The organism is Clostridioides sp. GD02377, assembly GCF_045899875.1.
Lineage (GTDB): Bacteria > Bacillota > Clostridia > Peptostreptococcales > Peptostreptococcaceae > Clostridioides > Clostridioides difficile_A.
The window spans coordinates 36425-56480 of the sequence record NZ_JBJODA010000010.1 but is presented as its reverse complement, the minus strand read 5'-3'; the positions used below and the strand labels follow the sequence as shown (position 1 = coordinate 56480).

The window sequence follows — 20056 nt, the reverse complement described above, 5'->3', positions numbered from 1 at the left end:
ATAATTTGATTATACTCCATTTAACTTGCCTTTACAATGAATTTGATATATTAGCAAATTATTTATCTTAATTTGATATATAATATTATTTTTAATTTACATTATATCAAGTTTAGCATCATTTCTATTTACAGTTCTTTTATATTTTACATTTGGATAACCTAATATAAATGAAGTTATAACTGCCTCATTATCATTCATTCCTAATAACTCTTTTATCTTTGGCTCTATATTTGATGCCATAACAAAGAATCCATTATAACACATTCCTAATCCTTGTGAATAAGTCATAAGCTCCATATTAGATGCAGCTAATCCTCCATCTACATATACACTTCCACCTAAAGAAATATCACCAACAACTACCATAAGTAATGGTGCATCGTAAAATAAAGAATCAATTCCCTTTTCTTTATATCCTTTATACATTCTCTTAAATGTGTTTTTGTATATAGAACGAACAGGGTCTTCATCATCAGTATTTAGTGCCATATTGTAAAGCCCTTCTATTGCCAATTCTTTTACTTCTTTTAATTTATCTTTTACCAATATGTATCTTAGAGGCTGTCTATTTCCACCTGTTGGCGTATATCTACCAGCTTCTACTATATTTCTTATTTTTTCTTCTTCTACTTCTATGTCTTTGTAGTCTCTTATACTTCTTCTAAATTTTATGAAATTCATTAAATTTTCAGATTCTAAGTCAAAAGTCTCATGATTGTATTCTAATACTTCACTCTTATCAAATCCTTGCATTTCTATAGAATCTGTTGGGCAAATTGCCATACAATGACCACAATTAATACAGAGAACATTTTTTACCTTTGCTTTATTTTCTCTAACTTTTATTGCATTTACAAGGCAGTCTGATTCACACAAGCCACAACCTACGCATGTTTCTAAATTTATGTCTATCATTCTAGATTTTTCCTCCATTTAAAAATTTTACTTTAGTATAAAGCAAATAGTTGTCTAAGTCAATTTTTATTTTTTTAACAATATTAACTCCAAATCAAGTTTAAATTGAAAGTATGTATACAGATTAAGTTAAGAAATTTACACTATAATCTTCCAATTTTCCGTTATTGTATATTATCTTTGCACTAAAAACTTTACCAGTCTTAGCCCAATTCAAAAACAATCTGTCACCTTCCCACATATTTAAGTCAAATATTTTATCATTGTCTACCCAAATTAATTTTCCTTCTTTACAATCATCCAAATCTTTTTCGGATAAGTCACCTTCAAAATCATCTGAAAAATATAAGAACATGTACCAGTCCTCATCATTCTTAAATTTTGGAAAAGTTATCAATCCTTTATATGCTAGTGAGTTAAGAGTAAGCCCAGTTTCTTCTTTAACTTCTCTAATTACACAATCTTCAGGAGTCTCTCCTTGCTCAAACTTTCCTCCAACTCCTACATATTTACCTTCATGTATATCATCTTTCTTTTTATTTCTATATAACATTAAAGTCTTTCCATCTTTTTCTATATAACAAATAGTTGTAAGCTTCATACATCCTGCCTTACTTTCTTTTCCTATTTTTTATTCGTATATTATTGGTATTATTCATTTTCATTACTCTCAAGAACATCACTGATATTCTTCATTGCATTAAGAGAAAGCTCTGCAAATTCATCAAATGGAATCCCTATATCTTCTATACTTCTCATTGCATCTCTATTTACATTTGAAGCAAATCTTGTTTCTTTCATTCTTTTAATTACAGACTTTGTTTTTACACTAGTAAGCTTTTTATCTGGATAAACTAACGCTATAGCAGTTATAAAACCAGTTATAGGGTCTGCTGCATATATAGCTTTTTCCATTAGACTAGTTCTTGTAACTCCCATTCCATCATGATGACCAAGTATTGCTCTATACATCTCTTCATCACCAAAGTTTTCTTTTTTAAGCAGTTCCACTGTTGTTGTAGCATGTCCTTCACAGATTTCCCCTGGCTTTCTTCCAACTATATCTGAATCCAAATCATGTAAAAGGCCTGCAACTGCCCACTCTTCTTCTTTTTCTGGCTCTAATCTTTTAGCTAAGTCTCTCATAACTGCTTCAACAGCATAACAATGTTTTCTCATTCTATCAGTCTCTAAATACTTAAATAAAATTTCTAAAGCTTCTTCTCTCATTTTCATTATTCCCCCTATTTTTTCATGTATATGATATTTTTATATTTTAATACACATAAATTTAAGTTTATTTATATATTTATGTATATTTTTCATATTATATCTATTCTACACCTTTATAGTAGTGTCCTGCAACTGTTCCAATTTCATCCAATTTCTTATATAAATTAGTAGCCTTTTCTCCAAGTTTAAAATCATTACTCAAAACCTCAATATGGGCTTCAATAACCTTTTTAACCATATCACTATCTTCTACTGTAAAATCTATTCTAAACACATCTATTCCAATTTCATCTAACTCATATAAATTATCTAACATACAAGTTATCTTTGAATTGTAAATCGTACTTCTACAGAATATATCTTGTGTTATTCTATAACTTGCATCTGTAAAATCTCTTAAGGCATAGCTACTTTCCTTACATTTAGCAACTCTCTTGTCCTTTTTACAATCCCTAACAACAACTCCCATAGGGCAGTATTCTGTAATCATCATAGGAGTATATCCATATATTACTGCTTCAATTTCTACATCTGTATATTTTAAAGTTTGTTTGATTTCATTTAGATTTAATTCTTGTGATAAACAAACTGTACCTGCTCCCTCATCTTTGAAGTGATTTATACTTTCACTATTAAATGCATTTAAATAGCAATCTATATTTAAATCTTTTCCTTTAAAATATTCCATAGAACCCCAGTTACCAATTTGCACCTTATTGATTCCTTTTATATTATCTAATGTTTCAAATTGCTTATATTCTTTATTTCTAATAATTCGTGGTACTGAATATATTAATCTACTTTCAGTATTTTCAACACTAGAACTCTTTTCACCAGAAGTATTTATGTTATTTATATTTGAAACTATTGATTCTTTAGAAATATTTGATACCATTTCTAAGGCTTTTGATAATGTATTTATATCTTCATAATAAATTAAATCCACATTGTACTTTAATACTGCTTCTAATTGCTCTAAATTCTTGACTTTAACTCTAATTTTAGGGACTGTATTAAGTTTTTTCTGTTTATTTACTCTGTCTGGTTGGTATTTTAATCTATTCTCCTTAAACTTTCTACCTTTTATTTTTATTCTTTCTTGGTCTAAAAGCTCAATGCAATCTCTTCTCATTTGATTTAGAACACTTATAGGCATACTTACACCTTCATCCAAATCAATTTCTATATCTTTTAATGCATAAGGAGTATTACCAAGCTTTTGGATTTGTGTCTCTATTTTCTCCTTGCTTAAAGCTACTTTTATAGCTTTTTCAACTATCTTTTCTCCCTCTATAATTGATGTATTCCCACAGAAATCACTTATAGAAAGCACAGGCTTTTTACCTAGTTTAATACTTGCTTTTGCTTTTATATTAGTTTTTATTAACTCTTTATCTTGTTGGAATGTAGCTTGTACTCTATCCATCAACTCACTATCTGAAGTCTTAAATATAAGCTGATTTCTCTTTGCTTCTCCAACAAAATCTAATTCTATCAAATCGCCTTTATGGGCTATTGTAGTTATCTCTCCATCTTTTATTATCCTTCCAATAGTACCTCCACCTAGATTGATTCCATCACCTTTTTTAAGTGTGTTTTCTAATATGACTCTAAGCCTTTTGCTTCTTCTATTGTAATCTAAAACTTTTCCAACATATAGACCTTGATTATTAGGTCTATTGGAGTTCATTACATCCTTACCAACTTCACCTAGTATATATCCTTTTGTAAACTTTCTATTAAATATAGTATACAAATTATTTATTATTTCATCAGAAATACTTATTTTATTCTTATCTACAAATTCATTAATTGCTTCTCTATATCCTGAAACTACAGTAGCTACATATTCAGGCTTTTTCATTCTTCCTTCTATTTTTAGAGATAATACACCTGCTTCAATTATTTTATCTAATTCCTCTATAGTACTTAAATCTCTAGGACTCAACAAATAATCTCCATCACTCTTTACTACTTCACCTGTATTTATATCTATCAACTCATATTTTTGTCTACATGGTTGTGCACATCTACCCCTATTTCCAGACCTATTCCCTATCATACTACTCATAAGGCACTGACCTGAGTAACATACACATAAAGCCCCATGCACAAAGACCTCTATATCTACAGTCGTATTCTCACAAATCCATTTTATCTCATCCACATTTAATTCTCTTGCTAAAACAACTCTATCAAAGCCAACACTTTGAAGATACTTAACATCTTCTAATGAATGAGCTACCATTTGAGTACTTGCATGTAGTTCAAAATCAGGTAATAGTCTTTTTATAAGCCTTGCCATTCCTATATCTTGTACTATTAAAGCATCAATATCTATATCATATAAAAATTTTACATATTCTACAAAATCCTCTATTTCATACTGTTTTATCAATGTATTCACTGTGACAAAAACTTGTACTCCCCTTATATGAGAGTATTTAACAGCATCAATTAGCTCATTTCTATCAAAGTTGTTTGCAGATGCTCTTGCACTAAAGTCTTTACCACCTAAGTACACAGCATTTGCTCCATTTTGTACTGCTGCTTTTAATGAATCAAAAGAGCCAACTGGTGCAAGTAATTCTATTTTTTTCATATTTTTCTCCTCTATTTATACTTATTAGATTAATATAATTATCTATAACACACACACTTACATTAAATTTATACACTACTTACTATATTTAACTTGATATACTATTTACCATATACAGTATATCAAATAATAACTCATTTTTTATCAATTTACACTAAGTTAGTTTTCGTTAAATGAATCATCCTTATTGATAAACATAACTCCAAAGACTACTGCCAAAATAAAGAAACATACTAGGATTGACTTTTCCACAAAAATCTTTGTAAAAAAAGTTCCTAAAATAGCCCCAGATATAAAGAATACAATAATTGCATAGTACTGCAAACTCTTTTTTATCATAAAAACATTCTTGGTCTGTATATAATGAAATAATGTTTCTGTAGCGCTTCTTAAATTTCCAGTACACATTGTAGTTGCAAAACTGTTTCCATTTACTTTTCTAAAACTCTCTACCTGCATTGAACAAATAAAAGATATAGCAACATTTACAAACATATTAAATTGTCCTCTAGGTACAAAAGAAACTACAAGTATTGTAATCATTTCAATTATAATAATAACTTGACGCCAATGAATCTTAGAGTTATCTTTAAAGTACTTTCTTATCTTCTCTGCTATAAATACGCCTAACATAAATGCCAAAATAGGAATCAAGTAATAAAAAGATTTTTTTATATTCCCTTCTGCTATATTAAGCCCTAATAAAACTATGTTTCCAGTCTGTGCATTAGCAAAGACTTTTCCTCTTACTACATAAGTATAAATATCTAAAAATCCTCCTGTTATTGCCAATAAAGAGCATAAGAAGAATGATTCAGACATCTGGCTCTGGCTTGTCATATATAAAACATCTCACTTTCTAATGATAGATACCAAATCAAAATTATTTTAGATACTATTTTTTATTAATATTAAAAAAACTTTTATCTGTATAAATATTTGTATTTATACATTAAAAGAAGCTGTCTCAACAAACAATAGAGACAGCAAATCTTTTAATTTTATTTCACATTTTTTTCATCATTATTTAACCCTGTACATTTTAGCTGTAAATCATAAGCTTTGTTTTGAAACTCAGAAGCTAAATTCTCAGCTATTGTAGCTCTCTCATTTGCCTCTTCAAGTTGAGCACTTAGTTCCTCAATCTTGCTTTTATAAGCATCTAACTCGGCTCTAGAACCTTCTGTCGTATTACTAAGTTCGAATATTTCTTGCTTTTTATTTTCTATAATATCAATTAACTCTTTCATCTTAGCCTCAGTTTCACGACTTTCTGCTTCTTTTTCTGCTATTGTAAGCTTTAGAGACTTGATTTCTAATTGAAGTTCTTCATTAGATGCCCCAACTTTTTTACTCAATTCTTCATTAGCTTTAATCAACTTTTCATTCTCATCTGAACATTCAAATAAAAGGTCTGATATATTTAATGCAGTTAGTATCGCAGCAACTGATAAGCTTAATTTCGGGTTTTGACGTGTTATTTTATCCATTTCTTTGTCAACAAAATCAGCGATACTAATCATAAACTTCTCTGACTTATCTCCAACCATTGGATATTCAGCGCCATGGATTTTAACCATTACTTTGTTCATCCTAACCTCCCCCGACATTAGTTGTTAATTTGATCTTAAGTTAGCATTCAATTTTTCGCTTAATTCACTTAATATCTTATCATGCACCTTAGCTACATCTTCGTCTGTTAGAGTTTTATCCTTACTTCTATAAGTTATTGAATATGCAATTGACTTGTATCCAGCCTCTATCTGAGAACCTTTGTAAACGTCAAATAACTTGTAACTTTCTACTAATCCTTGACCATTTTCCTTTATTATATCTTCTATTTGTTTTACAAATACATCCTCTTTAACAATAAGAGCTATATCTCTTGATGTAGATGGATATTTTGGTAATGGTACATAATTCTTTGTTCTATCAGAATTATCAAATACAAAGTCAATATCTATTTCAGCTACATAAACTCTTTGACCTAGATTGTAATTTTCTATAACATCTGGATGCAATTCACCTAATGTACCTACATATTTATTATTATACACTATTTTAGCACATCTACCAGGGTGGAAGGTAGTATTATTATCTTGAGGTTCAATTTCATATCCTTCAAATCCTACATTTACAAGTATTGTTTCTATAGCACCTTTTAATGCAAAGAAATCAACATCTTTACCATACATACCTACACACATTCTATTCTCTTCTTTAGGTAACTCTGAATCTTGTGGTATGAATATATGTCCACACTCAAATGCATATACTTCTTCTATTTTATGAGATACATTAGTTGATAAAACATCTAACATGTTTGGTATTAAAGTAGTTCTCATTACAGAAGTTTCTTCTCCTAATGGGTTAAGTAATTTAACAAAGTTTCTCTTAGCATTACCTTCTGGTACTCTTATCTTATCTACTCCCTTAGGGCTTACAAATGAATATGTTAATATTTCGTTTAATCCTACAGCAGTTGAATTATCTTTTAAAGAGTCCATGAATTTTTGTTTTGAAGTTTTGATTCCTGCTGTTGTATTTCCTTCTAATTGTACAGAAGGTATGTTTTCAAATCCATAAATTCTAGCTATTTCTTCCCATACATCAGCTTCTTGCTCCATATCTGTTCTAAAACTTGGTACATCTATTTCTAATTTATCATTAGCTATTAAATTACATTTAAATTCTAATGATTCTAAAATTCCCACAAACTGTTCCATTGGTACATCTACGCCTAGAAGATGATTAATTCTTTGAGGATTTACTACCAATTTTTTAGGCTCTGGTTTATTTGGATATACATCTACAACACCTTTTAAAACTTTACCTGCTCCTAACATCTCAACAAGTTGTACAGCTCTATTTGCTGCTATCTCTGCAATATTAGGGTCTAAATCTTTTTCATTTCTTGAAGATGCTTCTGATCTAATTCCAACTTTTTTAGCTGTCATTCTTATGTTTTCTGGTTTGAAATTAGCACTCTCGAAAAGTACAGTTTTTGTACTGTTAGTTATTTCTGAGTTAGCACCACCCATTACACCAGCTATACCAAGCGATTTTTCTCCATTTGTTATAACTAGCACATCTTTATCTAAAGTTCTTTCAACATCATCTAATGTTACAAGTTTTTCTCCATCTTTAGCAGTTCTTACTACTATTCTTCCAGTCTCTACTTGATTTATATCAAAAGCATGAAGTGGTTGACCAAGCTCTAACATTACGAAGTTTGTTATATCAACTATGTTACTTATAGGTCTTACACCTGCTTCTGTAAGTCTTCTTTGCATCCAATATGGAGAAGGTTCTATTTTTACATCAGTAACCATTCTAGCAAAATATCTTCTACATAAGTCTGGATTGTCTATTTCAACTTTGAAGTCTATCTCTTCATCACTTTCTTTTACTTCAATTTCAGGATATTTTACTTTTGTTCCTATAGTTGCAGCTGCTTCTCTAGCTATACCTATCATACATTTGCAGTCAGGTCTATTTGAAGTTAATTCAAAATCTATTAAAGCATCTTTTAATCCTAAAACATCTTTTATATCTTTTCCCAATTCATATGAATCTTCGTGGTCTAAAATATATATACCACCTCTTTTGTACTCTTCAATGTAATGTTCATCTATGCCTAATTCAGCTGCTGAACACATCATACCATCTGATAATTCACCTCTGAAGTCAGTTTGTTTGATTTCAACTCCTCCAGGTAATTTAGAACCATTTACAGCTACTGGAATATAATCTCCTTCTGATATATTTGTAGCTCCTGTAACTATTTGAACAACTTTATCTCCAATATCTACCTTAGTTATAACTAACTTATCAGCATTTGGATGTTGTTTTATTTCTAAAATCTTTCCAACCAATATATTTTCTATCTCTTCACCATAATAATCTATTGTTTCAACTTTAGTTCCTGTCATTGTCATTTTATCAGCGAACTCTTTTACATCCATGTCTATATCAACATAGTCTCTAAGCCATTTTAAAGATACTAACATCTACATACCCTCCTAATTAAAATTGATTTAAGAATCTCATATCATTTTCGAATAATAATCTAATATCATCTATTTCATATTTAAGCATTGCAAGTCTTTCAACCCCAACTCCAAATGCAAATCCACTGTAAACCTCTGGGTCTATTCCACAATTTCTAAGAACGTTTGGATGAACCATACCTGAACCTAATATTTCTATCCAACCTTCATACTTACACATTGGGCAACCTTTACCACCACATTTGAAACAAGTAACATCAACTTCTGCACTTGGCTCTGTAAATGGGAAGTTGTGAGGTCTAAACTTCGTTTTGATATCAGAACCAAACAATTTTTCAACGAAGATATCCATAGTTCCTTTAAATTCTGCCATAGTAACATCTTTCCCAACAACAAGCCCTTCTATCTGATGGAACATTGGTGAATGTGTTGCATCTGGCGAATCTGATCTAAAACATCTACCTGGCGCAATTACTTTTATTGGTAACTCTTGACTTCTCATAGTTCTTACTTGAACTGGAGATGTTTGAGTTCTAAGTAATACACCATCATTCATATAGAATGTATCACTCATATCTCTTGATGGATGGTCTTTAGGAGCATTTAAAGCATCAAAGTTATTATCAACAGTCTCAACTTCCGGACCTTCTGCTACAGAGAATCCCATTCCAATAAATATGTCTGTTACTTCATCTATGATTTGAGTTATTGGATGTCTCTTTCCAACCTTTAGAATTTTTCCTGGTTGAGTAACATCTATTACTTCTTCTTTTAATTTTCTTTCTTTTTCAATAGCATTTAATTCTTCTTTCTTAGAATTTATGCTAAGTTCAATATTCTCTCTTACATCATTAGCAACCTTACCAACTACTGGTCTTTCCTCAGCAGATAATTTTCCCATCTCTTTAAGTATGGCAGTTATCTCACCTTTTTTTCCTAAATACTTAACTCTTAAACTTTCTACACTTTCTATGCTTTGTGCCTCTTTTATTTCAGCTAAAGCTGCTTCACGTAAAGCAAGTAATTTTTCTTGCACACATATCACCCTTTCGTTTTTTTGTATAAAAAAAGCCCCTCAATCCCTGTCTAGGGACGAAAGGCTATAGTTTCGCGGTACCACCCTAGTAGTTTAACAATTAAAAAATCATCAAACCACCTCTAACAAACTTAACGCGTTTTTCACGTCAAAGCCTACTATCAAGTTTCAGCTCTGTTACTCCAGAGGGAACTTCTCCTGACCTCTTAGAAAACACTCCCAGCCTAGGTGTTTATCTCTTTACTAAGTTTAATCAAAATACTTTCCTCTTTCATTGTATCTACAATATTATATTGTTTATTTTAGTATTATATCATTTCCATTCAAATTATGTGACTATTTTTAATATACATCTAATACATAATTAATTCAATTATTTTTTTAAATATATTGACTATTTTTGATACTCTACTATTTAATTCAAGATTATAACATGACATTATATTTATTACAATACATTAAATCAAGTATTTTTTTATTTCATACATCAATATAGCAGAGCTTATTGCTGCATTTAACGACTCAGCTTTACCATATATAGGTATCTTAACCAAAATGTCAGACTTTGATACAAGTTCTTCATTTATTCCATTAGCTTCATTTCCTATCACCAAAGCAACTTTTGAACCATAATCTATTTTATCATAAAAATTATCTGTATTTAGATAGCTTGAAACTATATTAAAACCCAATGATTTAATCATATCCACAGTATCATCTTGAGAGGCATTAATTATATTCATATCAAAAATAGAGCCCATAGTCGACCTAATTACCTTTGGATTATATATATCAACACATCCCTTTAGTGCTATTATGGCATCCACTCCAGCAGAATCAGCAGTTCTTATTATAGTTCCCATATTTCCTGGGTCCTGTATTCTGTCCAAAATCAACACAAATTTATCTTTGTTATTTATATTTTTTTTTAAATTTTTTTCTTTAAATGAAACCACACCTATTATACCTTGGGTGTTTTCTGTGTCTATAAGTTCCTTAAAGTTTTTATTACTAGTCTTATATATCTTTGTATGTTTTTTATCTAAATCTTCTAATAGTTCCACATGTTCCTTCTTATTTTCAAAGTCATCATTGATAAATACATAATCAAGACTTGCCCCACATTCAAGTGCAAGTACTACTATTCTATATCCTTCTATTATGAACTTTGATTCTTTATTTCTGTTTTTTGACTTCAATAGTGCTTTTGTATACTTTAACTTTTCATTATCCTTACTGCTTATATTCGTAATCATTTTATCTAAATGCTAAACTTATCTTAGCACAACCTCCTTACTTTACTGTTAATTAAAATTATACTCTTCCAAATCCTACTTTTGATTAAATAAAAATAGTATCATATAACTATTCATAATTATATGATACTATCTACTTTTATTGCAATTAAATATATATTAAATAATAAATTATCTTCTTCTAATTATCCCCTTATTTCCAGATGTTATGGCTGTTATACTAGTATTTTGACCAATTATAACTAGAATACTTCCAGCTGTAAGTTCTTCATCTGGAGAAGGTGTAACATTTATATTTTTACCTGTTTTTATAGCAAGTACAGTTATCTCATATCTAGCTCTTAATTCAAGCTCTACTAAAGTCTTACCAACCCAACCATTTGGAGTTACGATTTCAACAATTGAGTACTCTGGGTCAAGCTCTATATGGTCTAATATGTTATCAGAAACTAAATTGTGTGCAACTCTTACTCCCATATCTCTTTCTGGGAATACAACTCTATCTGCACCAATTTTATAGAGCACTTTAGCTTGTAATTCATCCTTTGCCTTGCATATTATCAGCTCTACACCCATTTCTTTAGCTATAAGAGTCGCCATTATAGATGCTCTTATATCAGAACCTATTGCAACTACTGCCACATCAAAGTTACCTAAACCTAATGATCTTAATGCTTGTTCATCAGTAACATCTACTATAAGTGAGTGAGTTACCTTATCAGATACACTTTGAACTGAATCTTCATTTTTGTCTATTGCCATTACTTGATGTCCTAAAAGATGCATAGTAGATGCAACAGAGCTTCCAAATCTCCCACACCCAATGACTATATATTGCTTCATCTCGAAACTTCCTCCCTAATACACAATTTGTATAATATCATTTAAATTACTTATTATGCATATAAATTTTATATATAACGTATAATTTTTATATATACATAAATTAATTTTAATTTACTATTTTTATTTATGTTTTATTTATTAATCAAACTTATTTGTTCACACTACTATATCTAATTCCACTACTTTACTAGTAATTTTATATTTTAACCAACCATAATCTTGCCTTCTGCATATCTGACTGGTTGGCTCTTTCTTCTACCTCCAGAAAGTATTGCCATAAATAAAGTAAGAGAACCAACTCTACCCATAAACATAAAGATTATTATTATAATCTTTCCTAAAGCATTTAGGTTTGGACTTCCAGCTAAACTTGAACCTACTGTAGCAAGTGCTGATGTAACCTCAAATGCTGATTGAACTAATGTAAAATTAGGCTGAGTTATTGAAATAATCAAAGTTCCAAAAATAACTGCTGATATACTAATTACAAATATACCCAGAGATTTTTTTATAGTTGCTGGAGCTAATCTTCTTTCAAAGGCTTCTATATCTGATTTTCCTGATAGAAAACTTCTAACAGTAATTATCAAAACAGCCAGTGTTGTAGTTTTTATACCTCCACCAGTAGATGCAGGTGATGCTCCAATAAACATCAAAATTATCATTATAAATATACTACTTTCTTGTAAAGTAGCTAAATCAAGTGTATTAAATCCAGCAGTTCTTGCCGTTACTGATTGAAATATTGCTGATAATACTTTTCCCTTTAAAGGCAAGTCCGCCATAGTGGCTTTTTGATTAAATTCTATAATAAAAATAAATAATGCACCTACTATAATAAGTGTCGCAGTTGAAAATAAGACAACTTTAGAATGCACATTTAATTTTGATAATCTTCTTTTTCTTACAATATCAAGCACGACTGGGAATCCTAGCCCCCCAAACACTATAAGTGTAGAAATAGTCATTGATATTGTGAAGTTATTTACATATGAATTTAGTGATGTAAATGGTCCACTTACACTTCCCATCAAATCAAATCCGGCATTACAAAACGCTGATATTGCGTGAAATACACTATACCATATTCCTCTAGATAAACCAAATTGCGGAATAAAGACAGTTGATAAAATCAATGCACCTATTCCTTCTATTGTTATGGTTATTATTAATACAAATCTTGTAAGTTTTACAAGACCTGACAAATCAGCTTGATTCAGTGATTCTTGTATTAATAACCTTTCTCTTAGTTGTATTTTTTTTCGTGCCATAAGTGAAAACATTGTGGCTACAGTCATAAATCCAAGTCCACCAATTTGTATCAACGTTATTATAACTATCTGTCCAAATAAACTCCAATAAGTTGCCGTATCTACCATAACTAGACCAGTGACACAAACCGCTGAGGTAGCCGTAAATAGAGCATTCAATAACCCTATACTTTCTCTACTCTGCGACGCTATCGGGAGTGTCAACAACAATGCTCCAATTACAATAATCGCTGCAAACCCAGATACCATTATTTGGGTAGGTCGCATTCCATCTGCGTAGAGAATAAGTCTTCTAACTATTGTTTTCAACTTTCTTTATACCTCCTTAACATAAAATCACTACTGTTAAGACCCTTAATTTGTTTATTTTTAGAGCTTTCCTCTAAATTATTATTCTATTATAGTATAAATATTGTATAAAGACAATGATATGAATCTTTATAATTCTTGTTTGGAATATTGCAAATTTTTATATATATCTTTTAATTTGAATTTTACCAAAAACATCCATATTTTTCAAATATAATAGGTCTAAGACTATCATAGTTTTTACTATTTTGTACTTAAAATTTATTTATCATTTTATTAATATAAATTTCATATACTTTTTTGAAGTTAAATTTTTTATATTATTTATAAGCTTGTATATATTTTTATGTTAAATTTTCTTAACATGCATTTTTTATATTTAATATAGTAAAATAACTAATAACTATATCCATGATTGGAGGATTTTTATGATTAAATCCAAGAAGAAAATATTTGTTTCTCTAATTTTAATTGCAGTTTTTATTATATTTGCATCATACATAAGAAATTATACTAATAACTCAAAAAAAGATTCAGCTAGAGGAACTATTCCCTTTGAAAAAATGGAATATAATCGTCCAGATATAAAGTCAATTTGCGAAAATATTAACACATATAACGACAAACTTTTAACATCTAAGACTGCTAAAGAACAATTAAATTTATTTAAAGATGTTGATAAGATTTATCAGGATTTTTACAGTACACTTACTATAGCAAAAATTAGAAACAATATAGATTCATCAGATGAATTTTACTCTAAAGAATATAAATATCTTATGAGTAAATCAGTAGATGTTGACATGGCATACAAAGATTTCCAGGATATATTTGTAACTTCTAAGTTTTCTAAAGAACTAGAAAAGGAGCTTGGGAAAGATACCTTTAATTATTTAAAAAACATTGGAAAACTTAATTCTAAAGAAGTTGAAAGTCTACTTAAAAAAGAGCAAGACTTAGTTGTAAAATATGAAGACCTTTTATCTAAGTCTACAGTACCAATAGATGGTATAGAGACAGACTTTGAAGAGGCTTTATCAACACCAAATCTTAGACCTGAAGAATATGTAAAGATTTATTCAGATTACTTAAAAAAATACAACCCTATATTTGGCAATATATTTTTAGAGCTTGTTCAGACGAGAACTGAGATAGCAAGCAAGTTAGGATTTAAGAATTATATAGATTATGCTTATATGAACTTAAATAAAGATTATTCTCAAGAAGAAGCAAAAAAATTTAGAAAAGATGTAAAAGAGTACATAGTTCCACTATATAGAGAGATTTCATCAGTACCTTCTGATTCTTCTATATATACTAAGGTATATAAAAATCGTTCATTTAGGAAATTTGACAAGGTACTTGAAGACATATCTCCAAAATTAAAAGAGAGTTTTAGCTATATGAAAAAATATGACTTATATGATTATTCTTCTGGAAAGAATAAATCGCCTGGAGGATATACTACTTATATAAATAAGTACAATGCACCTTTTTTATTCAATACATGGGACAATTCTTTTTTGGGCGTTACTAGCTTTGCTCATGAGTTTGGTCATTTTTATAACTATTACAATAGCATTAATCTAAATAACAAAATACAACCAAGCATAGATATATGCGAAGTCCATTCAACATCTTTAGAGATTTTGTTTTACAAGTATTTTGATGACTTTTTTGGTAAGAAATCTGAGGCTATAAAAAAAGAACATTTATCGATTGTTCTAAATACTATTATTGATGCTTGTCTTTATGATGAATTTCAAGAGATTATATACAAAAATCCATATATGAGCTTAAATGATATAAATAAATTATTTTTTGACTTAGAAGAAGAATATGGAGTGGCAAATAATGTACTTAAAGAAAAGAATGCTCCTTTTTGGATACTTGTATCTCATAACTTCCAAGTTCCTTTTTATTACTTGAGTTATGGTCTTGCATCTGATATATCACTTCAAATATGGCAATTGTCACAAGATGACTATAGAAAAGCAGTTAATGTGTATATGGATTTTTTAAATCAAAATACAGATGCTGGTTTTAAAGATGTAGTAGAAAAAGTAAACTTACAATTACCCTTCCAAAATGGAAATTTAGAAGAAATAAGTTCTACTTTATATGATTATTTTGGTATAGATAATCCACTTGAACTAAAAAATGCTTCTTAATCTGAAGTACTAAATTTATAATACTAAATTTACAATACTCAGTTTGATATTCATTTTGATATTCATTAATACTGACCATACAATTACTATTCAATAATTAACATCTAATTACAGTATAATAAAATAAACTGATAAAACATCAGAAACTCCAAGCTCTCTAGCCTTTAGATTTTCTGATGTTTTATCTATTAATAATGATTGATTGTATTATTTATTTTTAATGATAGTATTATTTTTTTACATACATAATTAAAAGAACTATTGAAATCACTAAAAATACACCTGTAATAATAGCACTATTCATATGAAATTTAATAGAACTTGCATCGGTCACCTTATTATTCTTAATCCAAAATCCACAAATCATTGTTGAAAAAAAAAGTAAAGCAGTAATAATACTTGAACCAATAGTTATAATTTTCATTTTACATCACCATTCCCTCTAATAATATTTTCTACTAAAATATCAATAAAGCTATCTCGCTGATGTTTATTCTTTACATCTATACCACTATACAATTGAAATGACTCTGGTGATAAAGCAGCAATCTGTATTGGCGAAATAATTTGTAAAGCAATAGTTCTCAAACTCATCTCATCTTTTTCACTTCCAAAAATTTTACGAAGCATAGGTACAATAGAAAGTTCTGCTTGCATATCACCATTAGATATACATTGATTCAACATAAAGGTAAGCATCTTTTCATAATGCAATCCAATATCACACAGTTTCTTTAATAGGCTTTTCAAATCTTCAATAGGTTTTAGAGTATATACATTGTCATCATATAACTCTTCTATAACATTTGACATTACCTCCCCTATTGCAATGCTCAACAAATTATCCTTCGTTTTAAAATGATAATTTATTAGACCAACCCCTACATTTGCACATTCAGCGATTTGTCGAACTGTAACCCTATCAATATCATCTATTTCATCCAAAATATTCAGTGTAACTTCAATTATACGTTCTCTTGCATCCTTATCATTACTTTTCATAGTAGACCTCCAAAACAACCAACATTTTTAGTTCTGAACATGTTCAGTGTAATATTTTTTTTAATATATGTCAATAAAATTTTAATTGACTCTAACACTATGACATAGTTTATATTAATAGTAAGACACAAACATCTTTATAAAGGAGGCACAAGCATGTTTAAGATAGGCGATTTTTCAAAACTAAGTAAAATTAGCATTCGTATGCTACGTCATTATGATGAAATTGGACTTTTAACACCAAGTCATACAAATAAATCTAATGGATATAGATACTATAGTGTAGACCAACTTTCAACTACAAATCGAATCCATGCACTAAAAGATATGGGATTTAGCTTGTATTCTATAAAAGAAATTTTGACAGAATACAACGATAAAGAAAGCCTAATAAAATACCTAAATATCCATCACTCACAAGTAAAAGAACAATTAGAAGATATACAGAGAAAGATACTTAAAATAGAAAATACTATTAAAAGAATTGGAGGTAACGATAATATGGACAATTATGATGTAACTATAAAGAATTTTCCCCCAAAATATATGATGACTCTTAGAAAAGTTATATCAACTTATAAAGATGAAGGACTATTATGGCATCAGTCGTTTTTAGAGACAAAAGAACAAAATATCCAACTTGAATATCCCAATCATTCTAAGGCAGTCTTTTATGATACAGGATATCAAGAAGATTATGTAGATGTTGAAGTACAGGTTGCTGTATCTGGAAAATATAAGGATACTGAACATGTTAGATTTAAGACTGTCCCAAGCGTGACTGCTGCAACTGCTATAGTTAAAGGAAATTTCAATCAACTTACAGATACTTGTGAGGCTATTGGTAATTGGATATCAGACAATAATTATGAAATGGATGGTTCTATGTTTAATATTTATCATATAGGTCCTGATAAGGACAATAATCCTGATAATTGGGTAACAGAGGTGTGCTTTCCAGTTAAAAAGATATAAATCTATCTTGTATTTTAATTGGGATTAACAAAAACAAACCTATTATGCCTTGATATGTTGTTGTTTTAGCCAAACCTTCATCACCATCTTTTGTGGTAATAGTTTTGCTAGTACATGACTTAACTTTGTATTGATGCCATACACAGAAATATCTTTATTTTTCTTTGCATCTTTCAAAGCTTTTATGGCAACAACATCTGGAGTTACTATACCTGAGAATTTTTTTGTTCCTTTTTCAGCCTTAACTATCCCTCTTTCAAATAGATTTGTACTCATCCACCCTGGACATACAACAATTGCATTTATGCCTTTATCCTTAAGCTCAACATTTAATGCTCTTGTATAATTTCTTACGAATGCTTTAGTTGAACTATAAATATTTTGATATGGTAATGGCTGGAATGATGCTTGAGAAGAAACATTTATAATATGGCTACCCCTTTTCATATATGGGATACATATAAGACCCATTGCTACAACAGCAGTAATATTTAAATCAATCATATTAATAGATTCATCTATACTCAAATCATTATATGAACAGAATTTTGCAAAGCCTGCATTATTTACAAGGTACTTTATACATATATCTTCTTTATCTAAAAAGGTACCAAGTTCTTTTACTTCTTCTAGTTTTGACAAATCTTTCGAAAAAATTTTTATCTTACTTCCAAATTCATCTATTAATTGATTTAATCGCTCTTTGTTTCTTGCAATTGCCCATATTTCTGTTATTTCTTTTTCATTTACTAATAATTTCAGAAATTCTTTTCCAAACCCACTATTCGCACCAGTTACAATTGCAATGTTCTTCTGACTCATAATTTGTCTCCTTTTCTATTAAGTTTATATATTTAGACTTATATTTTGCAAATTAAACTTGCTCTATTCAAGAGTTATATAAATACTTATTGCAAAAGTGCTATTGAGTAGTCAGTTGACCATTTTATTGCTTTTGTTTGAAACTAAATGTATGATATATATAAATATAAATTTAACTCAAGGAGATAATAAAAATGAAAAAGTATGAATATGTTACTTTAAGCTATGAATCTCAATTTCTTGTAACTGGTGTAATGAAAGAACATCGCACAATTATCGAAGAATATGCAAAAAAAGGTTATCGTTATATTGGATTTATTCCCATAGAAATAAATGCCCATGGGTTCACAAGAAAAATTGATTTAGTTTTTGAAATCGAGGAATAAATACGTAAAATAGTGTGAAAAATAATACTTTTCGCTAATATTAATAGATAATCTAAGGTGGTGATTAAACTGACAATAGAAGAATACAATAACAAATACTCTATTGGAAATAAAATTTTACTTACTCTAAATAGTTTTAATAATAAAGAACTATACTATCATGAAACTGAAAACATATTAAATTTAATAAATGAAATAGATAAATTAACATCAAATAAAATATTTAGAACTATAGAAAACAAAAATGATTTAGCCTTAGAGTCTTATTATTCTAGTGTAATTGAAGGTGCTTTTTCAACTAGAAAGATTGCAAAATCTATAATTAGAGGAAAGATGAAACCAAGTAATAAAAGTGAGTATATGATTTACAATAATCATAGAGCCTTAGAATATGGATTATATAATTTAGATAAGTTATATAGTCACAAATTTATATATAATTTACATCATATATTGGGCGAAAACTGCTTAGATTCAGAAGAATATGAGTACAGAACTGAAAAAGTATATGTATGTAATTCAAAAGGTGAGATTATACATACAGGACTTGATCCTTTGAAAATATATGACTTTATAGATGAATTAATAGCTTTTATGAAAAATGGTAAAGTAAATGATTTAGTAAAGAGTGCAATAATTCATTTCTATTTTGTATATGTTCACCCTTTTAGTGATGGTAATGGAAGAACATCAAGAGCCTTATCGTATCTATATTTAATTAATAAAGGATATGATACTTTTAAAGAATTTTCAATATCATATATGATATCTAAAAACAGAACTAAGTATTATAAGGCTATACTAGATGTAGAGAATAAGGGATATAATTTAACTGTATTTATAGAGTTTATGCTCAAGTCTATAATACAATCTATCAATGAAATGCGTGATATGCATGATAGAAAGTCTTTAGAGAGTATACTAAAAGAGGAATTATTTGAAAATGACATAACTCTATCAGCAACAGAAGAACATATATTAAAATATGTTTGTAATAAAGATAACTATTCTATGACATTAGAAAACTATATTAAAAAGAATAAAAGTAGATACTTAAAGGCTGGAATAAAGGAAATCGAGTTAGTTGACCAGTTGATGGAAGTGTTTAATAATCTTGAAGAGATAGAACTTTTATCAAGAGAAAAGGATGTATATAAAGTTAATGAGAAGTATTTGAAAATGCTTGATATATATTAAAAATTTATCATAAAATATTTTA

Annotated in this window: 18 protein-coding genes and 1 other annotated feature; of the genes, 4 read left to right on the top strand and 14 right to left on the bottom strand. The window is 29.0% G+C overall.

Annotated elements, in window-relative coordinates:
- Nucleotides 1–96: 96 nt before the first annotated feature.
- The 11 genes from Q3304_RS10380 to Q3304_RS10330 all read right to left on the bottom strand — a co-directional run bounded on the left by Q3304_RS10380 (nucleotide 97) and on the right by Q3304_RS10330 (nucleotide 13481).
- Entirely contained in the window at nucleotides 97–918 is an 822-nt protein-coding gene (locus tag Q3304_RS10380) for a nitroreductase family protein (protein ID WP_407813835.1), read from the bottom strand.
- 124 nt (nucleotides 919–1042) lie between these two features.
- Nucleotides 1043–1519: an NUDIX hydrolase gene (locus tag Q3304_RS10375; RefSeq protein ID WP_407813834.1), complete on the bottom strand. Its 477-nt coding sequence runs from the start codon at nucleotides 1517–1519 to the stop codon at nucleotides 1043–1045.
- Nucleotides 1520–1569: 50 nt separating this feature from the next.
- Nucleotides 1570–2154, bottom strand: a complete 585-nt coding sequence (locus Q3304_RS10370; RefSeq protein ID WP_054269237.1) for an HD domain-containing protein — start codon at nucleotides 2152–2154, stop codon at nucleotides 1570–1572.
- Between the two features lie 97 nt (nucleotides 2155–2251).
- Nucleotides 2252–4753 carry a DUF3656 domain-containing protein gene (locus Q3304_RS10365; protein WP_407813833.1) on the bottom strand — a complete coding sequence of 834 codons (2502 nt, stop codon included), beginning with the start codon at nucleotides 4751–4753 and terminating at the stop codon, nucleotides 2252–2254.
- A 159-nt stretch (nucleotides 4754–4912) separates the two neighbouring features.
- Nucleotides 4913–5575: a YoaK family protein gene (locus tag Q3304_RS10360; protein WP_407813832.1), complete on the bottom strand. Its 663-nt coding sequence runs from the start codon at nucleotides 5573–5575 to the stop codon at nucleotides 4913–4915.
- A 179-nt stretch (nucleotides 5576–5754) separates the two neighbouring features.
- Complete coding sequence (gene zapA, locus Q3304_RS10355; RefSeq protein WP_070442131.1) at nucleotides 5755–6345, bottom strand: cell division protein ZapA; 591 nt, start codon at nucleotides 6343–6345, stop codon at nucleotides 5755–5757.
- 24 nt (nucleotides 6346–6369) lie between these two features.
- On the bottom strand, nucleotides 6370–8763 hold the full coding sequence (pheT, locus tag Q3304_RS10350) for a phenylalanine--tRNA ligase subunit beta (RefSeq protein ID WP_407813831.1): 2394 nt from the start codon (nucleotides 8761–8763) through the stop codon (nucleotides 6370–6372).
- Nucleotides 8764–8779: 16 nt separating this feature from the next.
- Nucleotides 8780–9799, bottom strand: coding sequence for a phenylalanine--tRNA ligase subunit alpha (gene pheS / locus Q3304_RS10345; RefSeq protein WP_021383457.1), 1020 nt, complete (start codon nucleotides 9797–9799; stop codon nucleotides 8780–8782).
- A 49-nt stretch (nucleotides 9800–9848) separates the two neighbouring features.
- Nucleotides 9849–10083, bottom strand: a binding site (T-box leader).
- Nucleotides 10084–10257: 174 nt separating this feature from the next.
- A complete protein-coding gene (locus Q3304_RS10340) occupies nucleotides 10258–11055 on the bottom strand; it encodes a TrmH family RNA methyltransferase (RefSeq protein ID WP_407813830.1) in 798 nt (265 codons plus the stop codon).
- 171 nt (nucleotides 11056–11226) lie between these two features.
- The gene (locus Q3304_RS10335) at nucleotides 11227–11898 is read right to left on the bottom strand and encodes a TrkA family potassium uptake protein (RefSeq protein ID WP_054269231.1); all 672 of its coding nucleotides are present in this window, start codon (nucleotides 11896–11898) and stop codon (nucleotides 11227–11229) included.
- A 206-nt stretch (nucleotides 11899–12104) separates the two neighbouring features.
- A complete protein-coding gene (locus Q3304_RS10330) occupies nucleotides 12105–13481 on the bottom strand; it encodes a TrkH family potassium uptake protein (RefSeq protein WP_054269230.1) in 1377 nt (458 codons plus the stop codon).
- A gap of 428 nt (nucleotides 13482–13909) precedes the next feature.
- On the opposite strand from Q3304_RS10330, the gene Q3304_RS10325 reads away from it, so the two are divergent.
- Nucleotides 13910–15652 (top strand): peptidase M3, encoded by a 1743-nt coding sequence (locus Q3304_RS10325; RefSeq protein WP_407813829.1) that lies wholly within the window; start codon nucleotides 13910–13912, stop codon nucleotides 15650–15652.
- 229 nt (nucleotides 15653–15881) lie between these two features.
- Here the strand turns inward: Q3304_RS10325 and Q3304_RS10320 are convergent, their stop codons facing one another.
- A complete protein-coding gene (locus tag Q3304_RS10320; protein ID WP_054269228.1) occupies nucleotides 15882–16076 on the bottom strand; it encodes a hypothetical protein in 195 nt (64 codons plus the stop codon).
- Complete coding sequence (locus tag Q3304_RS10315) at nucleotides 16073–16654, bottom strand: TetR/AcrR family transcriptional regulator (RefSeq protein ID WP_407813828.1); 582 nt, start codon at nucleotides 16652–16654, stop codon at nucleotides 16073–16075. The genes Q3304_RS10320 and Q3304_RS10315 overlap by 4 nt, the downstream gene beginning before the upstream one ends.
- A gap of 156 nt (nucleotides 16655–16810) precedes the next feature.
- Here Q3304_RS10315 and Q3304_RS10310 point away from each other — a divergent pair, with 156 nt between their 5' ends.
- Nucleotides 16811–17629 (top strand): MerR family transcriptional regulator, encoded by an 819-nt coding sequence (locus tag Q3304_RS10310; RefSeq protein ID WP_407813827.1) that lies wholly within the window; start codon nucleotides 16811–16813, stop codon nucleotides 17627–17629.
- Nucleotides 17630–17671: 42 nt separating this feature from the next.
- On the opposite strand, the gene Q3304_RS10305 is transcribed toward Q3304_RS10310, so the two are convergent.
- The gene (locus tag Q3304_RS10305) at nucleotides 17672–18451 is read right to left on the bottom strand and encodes an SDR family NAD(P)-dependent oxidoreductase (protein WP_407813826.1); all 780 of its coding nucleotides are present in this window, start codon (nucleotides 18449–18451) and stop codon (nucleotides 17672–17674) included.
- A gap of 194 nt (nucleotides 18452–18645) precedes the next feature.
- Here Q3304_RS10305 and Q3304_RS10300 point away from each other — a divergent pair, with 194 nt between their 5' ends.
- Both Q3304_RS10300 and Q3304_RS10295 read left to right on the top strand, forming a co-directional pair.
- Complete coding sequence (locus Q3304_RS10300; protein WP_054276032.1) at nucleotides 18646–18837, top strand: DUF4177 domain-containing protein; 192 nt, start codon at nucleotides 18646–18648, stop codon at nucleotides 18835–18837.
- A 60-nt stretch (nucleotides 18838–18897) separates the two neighbouring features.
- Entirely contained in the window at nucleotides 18898–20034 is a 1137-nt protein-coding gene (locus Q3304_RS10295) for a Fic family protein (protein ID WP_407813825.1), read from the top strand.
- The last annotated feature ends 22 nt before the right edge of the window (nucleotides 20035–20056 follow it).

Coding starts and splice junctions, on each gene's coding strand:
- Q3304_RS10380 (WP_407813835.1), bottom strand. CDS start 918: ATGATAGACATAAATTTAGAAACATGCGTAGGTTGTGGCTTGTGTGAA.
- Q3304_RS10375 (WP_407813834.1), bottom strand. CDS start 1,519: ATGAAGCTTACAACTATTTGTTATATAGAAAAAGATGGAAAGACTTTA.
- Q3304_RS10370 (WP_054269237.1), bottom strand. CDS start 2,154: ATGAAAATGAGAGAAGAAGCTTTAGAAATTTTATTTAAGTATTTAGAG.
- Q3304_RS10365 (WP_407813833.1), bottom strand. CDS start 4,753: ATGAAAAAAATAGAATTACTTGCACCAGTTGGCTCTTTTGATTCATTA.
- Q3304_RS10360 (WP_407813832.1), bottom strand. CDS start 5,575: ATGTCTGAATCATTCTTCTTATGCTCTTTATTGGCAATAACAGGAGGA.
- zapA (WP_070442131.1), bottom strand. CDS start 6,345: ATGAACAAAGTAATGGTTAAAATCCATGGCGCTGAATATCCAATGGTT.
- pheT (WP_407813831.1), bottom strand. CDS start 8,763: ATGTTAGTATCTTTAAAATGGCTTAGAGACTATGTTGATATAGACATG.
- Q3304_RS10340 (WP_407813830.1), bottom strand. CDS start 11,055: ATGATTACGAATATAAGCAGTAAGGATAATGAAAAGTTAAAGTATACA.
- Q3304_RS10335 (WP_054269231.1), bottom strand. CDS start 11,898: ATGAAGCAATATATAGTCATTGGGTGTGGGAGATTTGGAAGCTCTGTT.
- Q3304_RS10325 (WP_407813829.1), top strand. CDS start 13,910: ATGATTAAATCCAAGAAGAAAATATTTGTTTCTCTAATTTTAATTGCA.
- Q3304_RS10320 (WP_054269228.1), bottom strand. CDS start 16,076: ATGAAAATTATAACTATTGGTTCAAGTATTATTACTGCTTTACTTTTT.
- Q3304_RS10315 (WP_407813828.1), bottom strand. CDS start 16,654: ATGAAAAGTAATGATAAGGATGCAAGAGAACGTATAATTGAAGTTACA.
- Q3304_RS10310 (WP_407813827.1), top strand. CDS start 16,811: ATGTTTAAGATAGGCGATTTTTCAAAACTAAGTAAAATTAGCATTCGT.
- Q3304_RS10305 (WP_407813826.1), bottom strand. CDS start 18,451: ATGAGTCAGAAGAACATTGCAATTGTAACTGGTGCGAATAGTGGGTTT.
- Q3304_RS10300 (WP_054276032.1), top strand. CDS start 18,646: ATGAAAAAGTATGAATATGTTACTTTAAGCTATGAATCTCAATTTCTT.